General features: G+C 58.6%; 12 protein-coding genes. 2 read left to right on the forward strand and 10 right to left on the reverse strand.

What is annotated here, in order from left to right; translation table 11 throughout:
* The 3 genes from mutL to tsaE all read right to left on the reverse strand — a co-directional run.
* On the reverse strand, nt 1-1,517 hold a 1,517-nt coding region (gene mutL / locus ACIQ1A_RS09180; RefSeq protein WP_395770775.1), incomplete at its 3' end, for a DNA mismatch repair endonuclease MutL.
* A gap of 41 nt (nt 1,518-1,558) precedes the next feature.
* Complete coding sequence (locus tag ACIQ1A_RS09185; protein ID WP_395770776.1) at nt 1,559-3,007, reverse strand: N-acetylmuramoyl-L-alanine amidase; 1,449 nt, start codon at nt 3,005-3,007, stop codon at nt 1,559-1,561.
* Nucleotides 3,008-3,162: 155 nt separating this feature from the next.
* On the reverse strand, nt 3,163-3,666 hold the full coding sequence (gene tsaE / locus ACIQ1A_RS09190) for a tRNA (adenosine(37)-N6)-threonylcarbamoyltransferase complex ATPase subunit type 1 TsaE (RefSeq protein ID WP_395770777.1): 504 nt from the start codon (nt 3,664-3,666) through the stop codon (nt 3,163-3,165).
* Between the two features lie 20 nt (nt 3,667-3,686).
* Here tsaE and queG point away from each other — a divergent pair, with 20 nt between their 5' ends.
* Complete coding sequence (queG, locus tag ACIQ1A_RS09195; protein WP_395770778.1) at nt 3,687-4,745, forward strand: tRNA epoxyqueuosine(34) reductase QueG; 1,059 nt, start codon at nt 3,687-3,689, stop codon at nt 4,743-4,745.
* Here the strand turns inward: queG and pgi are convergent.
* From pgi to pcnB, 5 genes are read right to left on the reverse strand one after another with little or no spacing between them, the layout of a single operon-like run.
* The gene (gene pgi, locus ACIQ1A_RS09200; protein WP_395770779.1) at nt 4,735-6,255 is read right to left on the reverse strand and encodes a glucose-6-phosphate isomerase; all 1,521 of its coding nucleotides are present in this window, start codon (nt 6,253-6,255) and stop codon (nt 4,735-4,737) included. The genes queG and pgi overlap by 11 nt on opposite strands.
* 15 nt (nt 6,256-6,270) lie before the next feature.
* The gene (panC, locus tag ACIQ1A_RS09205; protein WP_395770786.1) at nt 6,271-7,122 is read right to left on the reverse strand and encodes a pantoate--beta-alanine ligase; all 852 of its coding nucleotides are present in this window, start codon (nt 7,120-7,122) and stop codon (nt 6,271-6,273) included.
* A complete protein-coding gene (panB, locus tag ACIQ1A_RS09210; protein ID WP_395770780.1) occupies nt 7,119-7,949 on the reverse strand; it encodes a 3-methyl-2-oxobutanoate hydroxymethyltransferase in 831 nt (276 codons plus the stop codon). The genes panC and panB overlap by 4 nt, the downstream gene beginning before the upstream one ends.
* The gene (gene folK / locus ACIQ1A_RS09215; protein ID WP_395770781.1) at nt 7,930-8,448 is read right to left on the reverse strand and encodes a 2-amino-4-hydroxy-6-hydroxymethyldihydropteridine diphosphokinase; all 519 of its coding nucleotides are present in this window, start codon (nt 8,446-8,448) and stop codon (nt 7,930-7,932) included. Before folK ends, panB begins: the two co-directional genes overlap by 20 nt.
* Before the next feature lie 6 nt (nt 8,449-8,454).
* On the reverse strand, nt 8,455-9,792 hold the full coding sequence (pcnB, locus tag ACIQ1A_RS09220; protein WP_395770782.1) for a polynucleotide adenylyltransferase PcnB: 1,338 nt from the start codon (nt 9,790-9,792) through the stop codon (nt 8,455-8,457).
* Between the two features lie 89 nt (nt 9,793-9,881).
* Here pcnB and fdxA point away from each other — a divergent pair, with 89 nt between their 5' ends.
* Nucleotides 9,882-10,205: a ferredoxin FdxA gene (gene fdxA, locus ACIQ1A_RS09225; RefSeq protein WP_395770783.1), complete on the forward strand. Its 324-nt coding sequence runs from the start codon at nt 9,882-9,884 to the stop codon at nt 10,203-10,205.
* Nucleotides 10,206-10,250: 45 nt separating this feature from the next.
* Here fdxA and ACIQ1A_RS09230 read toward each other — a convergent pair whose 3' ends face one another.
* The gene (locus tag ACIQ1A_RS09230; protein ID WP_395770784.1) at nt 10,251-10,745 is read right to left on the reverse strand and encodes a hypothetical protein; all 495 of its coding nucleotides are present in this window, start codon (nt 10,743-10,745) and stop codon (nt 10,251-10,253) included.
* 13 nt (nt 10,746-10,758) lie between these two features.
* Nucleotides 10,759-11,433: 4-hydroxy-tetrahydrodipicolinate synthase (dapA, locus tag ACIQ1A_RS09235; protein ID WP_395770785.1), on the reverse strand; the 675-nt coding region annotated here is incomplete at its 5' end.

Genomic DNA, 11,433 nt, shown 5'->3' on the forward strand with positions numbered 1-11,433 from the left:
TCCAGAAACAGCTGTCGGGCATCGACATCGGCCAGCAGTGATGGCACCGCACGCACACTGACAGACTGCGGCCCGGTTCGAATAACGTCGAACCCCAGTTCCTGCAGGGGCTCGGCCAGATTTTCGCTGGCGGCGGCTTCGTTTTCACTCAGGGGCACCGACACCGGGACCAACAGGGGCTGACTGCGGATTCCGCCGTCGCCTTGGGCGGCTTTTAATTGCTCATAGGTGATGCGTTCATGCGCGGCATGCATGTCAACCATGACCAGACCGGCATCGTTCTGAGCCAGAATGAACACGCCATGTAGCTGTGCCAACGCAAAACCGAGCGGCGGTGCGCGCTCAGGATCCACTTCCGGCAAAGGTTCGGATTGGAACGAGGCTTCAGTCTGGCCGTACAGCGTGCGGTAATGGGCCAACTGCTCATGGACCGGCAAGGGCATGGCCCCTTGCTCGGGTGGCTGGTAAGGCATGAACTGCCCCAGCCCTGCCGACACTGCAGCCTCTTGTACCATGGTGCCGGCTCGGGTCTCGGCCATCAGCCTGTGCAGACTGCGGAATATGAAATCGTGGATGCTGCGACCATCACGGAAACGTACTTCATGCTTGGCCGGATGCACGTTGACATCCACCCGCGCCGGATCGATATCCAGAAACAGTACGAAAGCCGGATAACGGCCGTGGTAAAGCACATCGGCATAGGCCTGCTTGACCGCGTGCGCTACGGTCTTGTCGCGCACGGCGCGGCCATTGACGAAAAAATACTGCTGATCCGGGCTCGATCGTGCCGCGGTCGGAAGTCCGACCCATCCGCTCAAGACCATATCCGGGTGCTCTGTCACCACCTCAAGGCATTGTCCGGCGAAGGCCTCACCCAACACTTGGGTAATACGTTGCAGACGCTGCTCCTGTGCCACCGCTTTGTAGGTCTTGAAGGCCTTGCCATTGTGACGGATACGCAGCTCGACCTGTGGCTTGGCCAGCGCCAGCGCCCCGATCCAGTCATCGATGTGATTGAGCTCAGTACGCTCGGTCTTCAGGAATTTGCGGCGGGCCGGCACGTTATAAAACAAATCGCGCACTTCGATGGTGCTGCCTACGGGGTGTGCTTCGGGACGAACTTCGCCCAGCTTGCCGCCCTCGATGGCCAACATGGCACCATGTTCCAAGCCAGCAGTTCGGGACCGGATGGAAAACCGCGAGACCGAAGCTATCGAGGGCAAGGCCTCTCCGCGGAACCCCATTGTGGCAACGTGTTCAAGGTCGTCCAAACTGGCGATTTTACTGGTGGCATGGCGCTGCACAGCGATGGGCAGGTCGTCCGGACTGATGCCGTCGCCATCATCGCGGATGCGGATCAGCCGGATGCCACCCTCTTCCAGATCGATATCAATCCGGCCGGAACCAGCATCAAGCGCATTTTCGACCAGTTCCTTGACTACCGAAAACGGGCGTTCGACCACTTCGCCGGCGGCAATCTGATTAATCAGGACATCGGGCAGTTTCTGAATGCGCATAGCCGCTCATTGTACCGAATGCGTGGCCATGCCGCGGTACCTTAGGGAATGATGCCGGACCCGGCGGCGACGACACCCTCGCCTGGATTGGTGCCCTTGCGCGCGTAATAGGTGCCCGGCAGCGGTTGCTCGATGAAAAAGGCACGGACGCCCTGGGCAATCGCGAAGGCTAAACGCTTGCGGTGCTGGGGATCGGACAGCTTGCGCTCTTCTTCGGGATTGGTGATGAACCCGGTTTCCACCAGCATTGAGGGCACATCCGGCGAACGCAGCACCACGAAGTTGGCGTGTTCGACTTCCTTTTTGTGAGCCTTGCCGAGTTCTTTGAGCGAACCGAGCACCTTCTCCGCCGCATCCTCACTAACCCGCATGGTATAGCTCTGGGTCATATCAAGTAATACTCCGGATAGGACTTTATCTTTGTCATCCAGACTGACGCCACCGACCAGGTCGGCGGCGTTTTCTTTATCCGCTAGCCAGCGTGCCGCCTGGGAGGACGCACCTTTGGTCGATAGTACGAACACCGATGAGCCGCTGGCGGCGTTATTCAGCGCGGCATCGGCATGAATGGAGACAAACAGGTCGGCCTGAGCACGGCGTGCGCGCTGGTAGCGATCTTGCAGCGGCACGAAACTATCGTCATCACGGATTAACACGGCCCGCATGCCCGGATCGGCATTGATGGCCGCCGCGAGCTCCTTGGACACGCGCAGTGTGATGTCCTTCTCACGTGTCCCATTCGGACCCAGAGCACCGGGATCTTTGCCGCCATGGCCGGCATCGATGGCAATGACCAGCTTGCGGGCGGAAGCACCCAGCACATCATTGACCGTCTTTCCTTTCTTGGGCAGGGCTTTGGATTGGGCCGGCGTTGGATTCAGGGTCGGCTTGATGTTCGGCAACGACGGCGCAGCCTTTTCGGAGGCCGGTTTCACCGTGGTGCTCGGCTTTTCGCCCCGGCTATCGATATCGATCTGCACGATTTCATCGTCCATCAGCGCATAACCGACGTTACTGCGACCCGGCACGGCCGACCCGGCAGGAACCGTCTTGGCGGGAGCCTTGACCGGTGGCGGCACGGGCTTTACGGCAGAATCCGCAGATAGAGGTTCTGTTTTAGTCGGTGCCGCTGCATTCGACGGCTTTGTGGATTCTTTGGCTACCGTGGATGCCGGCTGTGGGCTGGCTGCTACGAGTTCCAAAACGAGGCGTGGTTTGGAACCGGACAGGTCCACTCGATCAGTAAGCTTGGCGCTTTGAGCCAAGTCGAATACCACACGCAGACCGGTAGGCGTTTTACCCTGCCTTACGGCCAGCACCACGCCGTTTGCACCCGGAAGTTTGAACTGCGGTCCGAACTCCGCACCTTCGATATCCAGAACCGCCCTATCCGGCCCTTTCAACAAAAAGGCTTTGTAGGTGCTTTGCTGGCTGATTTCGACGAAGGCGCGGGTCGCGCCATCGTCCTGAAGCAGGATGATTTGTGACACCTGGGTGGCGGAAGATGCAGAAGCTATACCGGCACATGCCAGCAAGACCAGGCCCAAACATCTTTTCAGGGAAATACTCATTCTAGAATTGAAGCACTGCAAGCAAGTTTAATCAAGATTTGATTATACACAGCGGACCCGCAGTTTACTGCCGTTCAAACCTCGGTGCCGCCGGAATGCACGAAGCCGACAGACTGTAGCCATAAATCGCCACGCTCGCTGTTGGCACGGATTTCCAGAACCCGCCCCTCTCCTTCAATGGCAAGGGCTACCGTCACATCAGCGGCTGGCAACCGTCCTGCTCCGCGTTGCGGCCATTCCACCAACATCACCCGCAATCGTTCGAAAACACCGTCCAGCGCCAGATAATCCAGTTCGTCCGGATCGGCAATGCGATAAAGATCCATATGTACGGCATCCCGCCCATCCACCAGCGCGTAGGTTTCGATGAGGGTGTAGGTCGGGCTTTTGATTGAACCGGCAACCCCCAGCGCCTGTAAGAACGCCCGTGCAAAAACGGATTTTCCCGCTCCAAGATCACCCTCGAGATAAACCACGGCCGAATCCGGGCAATGCACAGCCATACGTTCGGCGATGACCGCCGTGACATCAGGGGATGGGCTTTGCAGGTGGATGGTGGCGGAGTCCGGACGGGTCATGCTGGCATTATACTGAGCGGATGGATTGCACGGCATTACTGGATAAAATCAAGGCACACAGCCGAACGCTCGGCTTCACCGGTTTCGGTGTCGCTGAAGCCGCATTGGATGCCGACCAGGACCACCTGCAGGACTGGCTTGCCAAAGGACAGCACGGCCAAATGGACTATATGGCACGCCACGGCGACATGCGGGCACGACCGGACCTCCTGCAACCGGGCACGCTTTCGGTGATTTCTGTGCGGATGGATTACGGAACCGATCCCGAGCAGGCCTGGACGACACTGGCCGCCTCGGACAAAGCCTACGTGGCACGCTATGCACTTGGCCGCGATTACCACAAACTGATGCGGCAGCGCCTGAAACAGCTGGCCCAATTCATCGAATCGGAAATCGGCCACTTTGGCTACCGGGTGCTGGTGGATTCGGCGCCTTCACTGGAGCGGGCACTGGCACGCAATGCCGGTCTGGGCTGGATTGGAAAACATACCTGTCTGATCGACAAGGATGAAGGCTCTTGGTTCTTCCTGGGCGAAATCTATACCGATCTGGATCTACCCGGAACCGCATTGGCACCGCAGGGGCATTGCGGAACCTGCACACGCTGCATCGACATCTGTCCGACCGGCGCCATCGTTGCGCCGAACCGCTTGGATGCCCGACGCTGTATCAGCTATCTGACCATCGAACATCAAGGCAGCATTCCCGAAGAGTTCCGCAAGGCCATCGGTAACCGCATCTTCGGCTGCGATGATTGCCAGCTGGTCTGCCCGTGGAATAAATTCGCCAAAATCCATGCCGAGCCCGACTTTGCCGCTCGTAACCGTCTGGATGAGGCCAGCCTTCTGGACTTATTCGCTTGGACCGAGGCCGAGTTCCTGCAACGCACGGAAGGCTCGGCCATTCGCCGTACAGGTTACATCAACTGGCTACGCAACCTCGCGGTTGCGCTCGGCAATGCCGACCCCGTTCCGGAACATATTGATGCGCTCCGCGGGAAATGCAGCCATGACAATGCCGTTGTTCGCGAACACGCACACTGGGCGCTGCAGCAGCTTGAGGCAAAACTCAGGACTTGAGCATCACCCCGAGCAATTCACGGGTGATTGGATCCAGATCCGACAGGTCCGTCAGATCCCCTTCAACATAGGGCATTAATCCGGTGGCAATCTTCTTGCCGAGTTCAACGCCCCATTGGTCGAAGGCGTTGATGCCCCAGATCCGGGATTGCACGAACACGCTGTGCTCATAGAGCGCCAACAGCAAGCCGAGGGCATAAGGCGTAAGCTCGTCAAGCAACATGACCGTGGACGGACGATTGCCCGGATAGCGTCGCTGCGGATCTTCGCTGGGTTGGCCGTTAGCCAGGGATTCGGCCTGCGCCAACAGGTTGGCCAGGATGAAATGATGGTTGGTCGGCTGACTATGGCCGGAGGTGACCACGCCGATGATATCCAGTGGTACCGTACCGATGCCCTGTTGCAGGTATTGGAAGAAACTGTGCTGACTGGGGTTGCCGCTGGCACCCATCAAAACCGGACTGGTGGCCTGCGTGGAATCGGCACCGTCGAGAGTGACCGACTTCCCCAAACTCTCCATGATCACCTGCTGCAGATGCGCCGGCAGCAGTTCCAGACGCTCATCGTAGGGAATGATGCCCTGCGTGCCGTAACCCATGCCGTTTCGGTTCCACACCGACATCAGGGCCTGCCAGTACACCAGATTGTCGCTTATCGGCGCATTGAGGAAGTGCGCGTCCATGTCAGCGGCACCACGCAGGAACTCACGGAATACCGGCATGCCCAGACCGAGGACAACCGGGAATGCCACGGCCGACCAGACCGAGAATCGACCGCCGACCCAATCCCAGATCGGCAGAATGTTATCTGGCGGCACATCGAAAGCTGCGGCGCGGGCACCATTGGCAGTTATGGCGAATACGCGTTCGGAATCGCCGACCCAGGCTTTCAGCACGGCACCGTTAATCAGGGTTTCCTGGGTTCCAAAGCTTTTGCTGACCAGCAATACCGCAGTTTTTTCCGGATCGAGCGCAGCGGTATAACGATCGAGATACATGCCATCGGCCGAACTCAGAAAGTGCACTCTGAACCCGCCATTACCGAATTCCGCCAGCGCATTCAAAACCAAACGCGGCCCAAGATCGGACCCGCCGATGCCAACACTGAGAATATCGGTAATACCCTGCGCCTTAAGGCGGACCACCAAATCGGACATGGTGTCGAGTACAGCCTGCGCCTCGGCATGTGCTGAAAGTGCCTCCGGGCTAGTGCCCAGATTGCTGCGCAGGGCGGTATGCAGTACCGCTCTGTCCTCGCTGCGGTTGATACGGACACCGTCGAACAGTTGACGCACCTGGTCCTGAATGCCTGAATCCTGCAAGCGTCGCTGCATATCGGCCATGGCTTGGGAATCGAGGTGTTGACGGGCGAAGTTGCAGTACAGGGGACCCAACTTTCGGGCAAATGCCGTTTGCCGGCCAAGCTCTGCGGCAATCAAACCACTGATTGGCTGTTGCCGGCAACGCCGTGCATGCTCCGCCAATGCCTGCCAGTCCTGTTCATTCCACATGCCATGACTCCTTGTTCAGGGGATTTCGAATTCGAGATTGTCAATCAGGCGGGTTCGCCCGAGAAAGGCGGCAATCAAAGCCACCCGCCGTTTGTCCATGGCACGGCTTGCCGGCGCCAGCATGGCCGAACGTATTTCCGCATAGTCGACGGTGAAACCCAGTGACTGCAGTTCGGCTTCGGCGTCCTGCTCGATCTTTGCCGTCGGCGTTCCGGCAATACAGGCCGCACGCATGCTTTCGAGCGTCCGATAGATGGCCGTTGCCGTCGCACGCTCCTCATCAGAAAGATACTGGTTACGGGAACTCATGGCCAGACCCGAGGCTTCACGCAATGTCGGCGCCGGTATGATTTCGATCGGGAAACTGAGCTCTTCCGACATATAGCGGATGACCTGGAGCTGTTGGTAATCCTTGCGTCCAAAAACGGCGCAATCCGGCTGCACCATATTGAATAAACGCGCGACAACCGTTGCCACACCATTGAAATGCCCAGGGCGATGTGCTCCGCACAGAATATCGGTGATTCCGGGCACGTGCATCTGCACGCAGCCCATGGCGCCGAACGGATACATCACGTCCAGGGATGGCAGAAACAGGGCTGCAGTGCCTGCGTCAGCCAAGCCCTCGGCGTCGCGCTGCTCGGTACGGGGGTAACGGGCGTAATCCTCGTTCGGGCCAAACTGGGTCGGGTTAACGAAAATGCTGGCAATGACCGCGTCGCAATGTTGGCGCGCCAACTCCACCAACGCATAATGTCCGGCATGCAGATTGCCCATGGTCGGAACAAAACCGATGCGTCGCCCTTCCTGCTTCCAGGTGCCGATGCGCTCACGAAGCGCTCCGAGATCGCGGTAGGTCTGCATCAGGCGTAACCGTGTTCGGCTTGCGGGAACGAACCGCTTTTGACCTCGGATACATAGGCATTGAAAGCCGCTTCGATCGAATCACGGCCTTTCAGGAAATCCTTGACGAAACGTGGACGGCGGTGGCCGGTGTTGATGCCCAGCGCATCGTAGGACACCAGAATCTGACCGTCGCATTCCGGGCCCGCCCCGATGCCGATCGTGGGAATACTGATGCTGCGGGTGATTTCAGCAGCCAGCGAGGACGGGACGCACTCGAGCATCAGAAGCTGCGCACCGGCCGCTTCAACCTGCTTTGCCTGCGTCAGTAAAGCCTGTGCGGCTTTGGCATCCCTGCCCTGAACCTTGAAGCCGCCCATACGCAAAACCGATTGCGGTGTCAGCCCCAGATGCGCACATACGGGGATTTCACGGGTGGTCAGATGTTCAATGGCATCCAGCACGAAGCCGGCCCCTTCGAGTTTGACCATACTGGCCAGACCCTCAGCCAACAAAGCGGTGGCAGCATCGAGGGCACGTTCCGGAGAGGCATAGGTTTGAAAGGGCATGTCAGCAATCAATAAGGCCGAACGAAGACCCTTAGCCACGCACCGACTGTGATAGACCATGTCTTCCAATGCGACCGACACGGTATTGGTTCCTCCTTGCATCACCATGCCGAGCGAGTCGCCGACCAGAACGGCATCAATGCCCGCCGCATCCATGGCCCGTGCGAAACTGGCATCGTAAGCGGTCAAGCTGGCGATTCGTTCTCCTGCCGTTTTCATCCGGCGCAGATCGGGAACGGTCACACCCGGACGACTGGATGGATCAGCGGGGTTGGTATACATGTACAATTCCTTCGGCAATGCGCCGGATGGGTTGTTCGGAAACACGGTCAACTAGCGGCATTAAAGCACCCAGACCGGGAATTGTCAGGTCGGGGTCGATTTCAGCCAAGGGTATCAAAACGAAGGCCCGTTCAGCCATGCGCGGATGCGGCACCTGAAGCCGGTCGCTTTCGATCCGTGCTTCTGCATAGAGCAGGATATCGCAGTCCAACGGACGCGGCCCCCAACGTGGACCCGTACTCCGGTCCCTGCCATGCGCGCGCTCAATGGAAAGCAAGCCCTCCAGCAGGGCTTCAGCCGTCATCGCGGTGTCGATTTCGAGCACGGCGTTGATGTAATCTTCCTGCACCACCCCGCCCAAGGCCGGACTTGCGTAAAGACCCGACATCACGATGACGCGGGTCATCGGCAGAGCTGCAATCGCAGCCGTTGCAGAGCCGAATGCCGCCGTGACATCGCCCTGATTGCCGCCCAATCCGATGAACGCGCGCACGGCCATGGGGAATTAGCCGTCGCTGGTTTTCGGTTTGCTGCGCCGGCGACGGCGTTTCGGAGGCACGTGGGCGCTTTCACCACTGCTCGGCTTGCTTTGACCAGGAATGATCTGTGCGAGCTGCTCCGGCGCCATCGTCTGTGCCTGTTCCCAGAACTGAAGTTCCTCGGCCAATTCGGGAATGCCCGTGGCACGCAGCGCCAGAAAATCGAAGGCGGCACGGAAACGTGGATGTGCCAACAGACGGAATACCCGCTTGCGGGTGCGCTGATTGAAGCGGGTCTGCAACTGCCAGATTTCATGCATCGGCAACGAAAACCGGCGTGGAATGGCGATGCGTTCGACCTGGCGCAGAGTAACGCGATCGGCGGCGCGTTGCTGCGCTACGCTCAGTTCAGCGCCGGAATTCTGCAGGATGGCCAGCTCACGGCAGTATGCCGGCCACAACAGGCAGGCGAACAGGAAGCCCGGGGCAACCGATTTATCGGCATTGACCCGTGCATCGGTCTGACGCAGCGCCTCAAGAAGCATATCGCGCAGGGCGCCGGTGCGGTTGGTCTGCAGTGCTTTGGCGGTATCCGGAAACAGGATGTCGAGCAGGCCGAAACGTTCCAAGAGCAGGAAACTTTTTTCGGCACTGCCGGCAAGGAATATTTTCAGGCATTCATCGAACAATCGGGCTGAGGATGAACTGGCAAGCAAACCGGCCAGTTCAGGAATCGGCTCGGCAGCACTGGGATGGATGCTGAAGTCGAGCTTTGCGGCCAATCTTACGGCCCGTAGCATCCGTACCGGGTCTTCACGGTAACGGGTGACCGGATCGCCGATCAGGCGAAGCACCCGCGCCTGGACATCGGCGTAGCCGCCGACGATATCGCGCACGCTGAAATCTTCGACGGTGTAGTAAAGGGCATTAGCGGTGAAGTCGCGGCGGAAAGCATCCTCCTCGAGCGTGCCATAGACGTTATCGCGGATCAGGTGGCCCTCTTCATGCACTTGACGGTCACCTATCGCCGTGTCGTCATCCCCGGAGGCCCGGAAGGTCGCGACTTCGATGATTTCCTGGCCGAACATGATATGCGCCAAACGGAAGCGCCGCCCAATCAGGCGGCAATTGCGGAATTGCGCACGCACTTGCTCCGGGGTGGCATTTGTTGCGACATCGAAGTCCTTTGGATGCCCGCCAATCAGCAGGTCACGGACGGCCCCGCCGACGATATAGGCCTCGAACCCGGCATCCCGGAGTTTATAAAGTACCCGAAGGGCATTCGGGCTGATGTCCTTACGCGAAACGCCGTGATCGGCACGGGCAATGATCGTCTCGTGACCGGACCCTTGGCGGTCGCTCATGGCGCTCCCAAATGCAGTAAAATATTCACTAACGCAAACCCTATGGCAGATTGGCCATTTTAAGGGTTTTCACTCCCATTAGGTGATTTATGCCATTTGTCGTGACCGAAAACTGCATCCGCTGCAAATACACCGACTGCGTCGAGGTCTGCCCAGTCGACTGTTTCCATGAAGGTCCAAATTTTTTGGTCATCGATCCGGTCGAATGCATCGACTGCACCCTGTGTGAGCCGGAATGTCCGGCCAAGGCGATTTTTCCGGAAGACGACGTTCCGGCAGGCCAGGAACATTTCGTGGCCCTGAATGCCGAGCTGTCCGCGCAATGGCCGGTCATCACCACCCGCAGCGAGCCACTTTCGGATGCTGCCGATTGGGACGGTAAGAACGATAAGCTACAGTTCCTTCAGAAATAAAAAAAGAGCGCCGTTAGGCGCTCTCTTTCAATGGGGTACCAACGCTCAGAGCTTCTGTTTGAGAAGTGCCAGCAGCTGCCCGGAAGCCGCACTATCATTTCCCGCACCATCCGGCCCGAGTGCAACGATACGCGATTTTCCGGCGTTGTTCTGCACCGAGATCAACATGGTCTCGCCGCCGAAGGCCACTTCATAACTGGATATTCCTTCAACCGCGCTGATGATTTCAGCGCCTTCGATTTGTCCCAGCGCGGTACCGACCCGCTTCCAGGTCGATGCCACATCGGCGTTGACATTGATGCTACGAACAATCTCGGTGGAAACGGCATTGATACCAACGGCGCTCTTGGGCGGAATCTTCAATGCCTCGCGATCATTGGGCTTGCTCAAGCCTGGAGGTACAGCCAGAGGCTTGGTAAGTTCCACACCCTCATATTCGGATTTCTTGCTGAACAAGTGCCAGCCACAACCCGGAAGCAGCAGCACGGGGACCAGGACCAGAAGCGCGGCACGCGCACCGTTTTTGACGAAACCGTTCATGGGTATCCTTGCTTCAAATGGATTGTTCGATAGTTTTGCATAATTCCAGCATTCGCTGGGCTTCGGCGGCGTGGACCTCTGATAGCGGCAACAGAGGAAGGCGCAGACCATGTCCGAAACCCATCAGGCGCATCAGCGCTTTTACGGGGACTGGATTGGGTTCGACACCGAGAAAATCGTAAAGGTTCCGCAAACCGGCATCGAGAACCTGGGCACCGGCAACGTTGCGTTCCTGCAGCAGCTGGCATATCCGGGCAAATACGGCTGGCACAACGTTGGATGCCACGGAAATAACGCCCTGACCGCCGCCGGCGATGGCGCGGACGAAGGTCGGATCATCGCCACTGAGCAGGCTGAATGCTGGCGATGCCAGCGGATAAAGCTCCTGCCAGCGCTCTTCATCGCCGACCGCTTCCTTGAGACCGATGATGTTGCCGTGACTGCACAGCCGCGCCACCGTCTGCGGCTGAAGGTCGCAACCGGTTCGTCCCGGTACGTTGTAAAGCACCACGGGAATCCCGGCGGCATCGGCTACGGCCAAATAATGGGCATACAGGCCGGCCTGAGTCGGCCGAACATAGGGTGGCGTCACCACCAAGGCGACATCGGCACCGCTGTCTTTGGCCAGTTTGGTCTGACGGATGGTTTTAGCCGTCGAAGAAAGACCGGTGCCCGCCAGCACAGGAAT

The organism is Arenimonas sp. (genome assembly GCF_044353605.1).
In the GTDB taxonomy this organism is placed as follows: domain Bacteria; phylum Pseudomonadota; class Gammaproteobacteria; order Xanthomonadales; family Xanthomonadaceae; genus Arenimonas.

Coding starts and splice junctions, on each gene's coding strand:
- tsaE (WP_395770777.1), bottom strand. CDS start 3,666: ATGACCCGTCCGGACTCCGCCACCATCCACCTGCAAAGCCCATCCCCT.
- queG (WP_395770778.1), top strand. CDS start 3,687: ATGGATTGCACGGCATTACTGGATAAAATCAAGGCACACAGCCGAACG.
- pgi (WP_395770779.1), bottom strand. CDS start 6,255: ATGTGGAATGAACAGGACTGGCAGGCATTGGCGGAGCATGCACGGCGT.
- panB (WP_395770780.1), bottom strand. CDS start 7,949: ATGTATACCAACCCCGCTGATCCATCCAGTCGTCCGGGTGTGACCGTT.
- folK (WP_395770781.1), bottom strand. CDS start 8,448: ATGGCCGTGCGCGCGTTCATCGGATTGGGCGGCAATCAGGGCGATGTC.
- pcnB (WP_395770782.1), bottom strand. CDS start 9,792: ATGAGCGACCGCCAAGGGTCCGGTCACGAGACGATCATTGCCCGTGCC.
- fdxA (WP_395770783.1), top strand. CDS start 9,882: ATGCCATTTGTCGTGACCGAAAACTGCATCCGCTGCAAATACACCGAC.
- ACIQ1A_RS09230 (WP_395770784.1), bottom strand. CDS start 10,745: ATGAACGGTTTCGTCAAAAACGGTGCGCGTGCCGCGCTTCTGGTCCTG.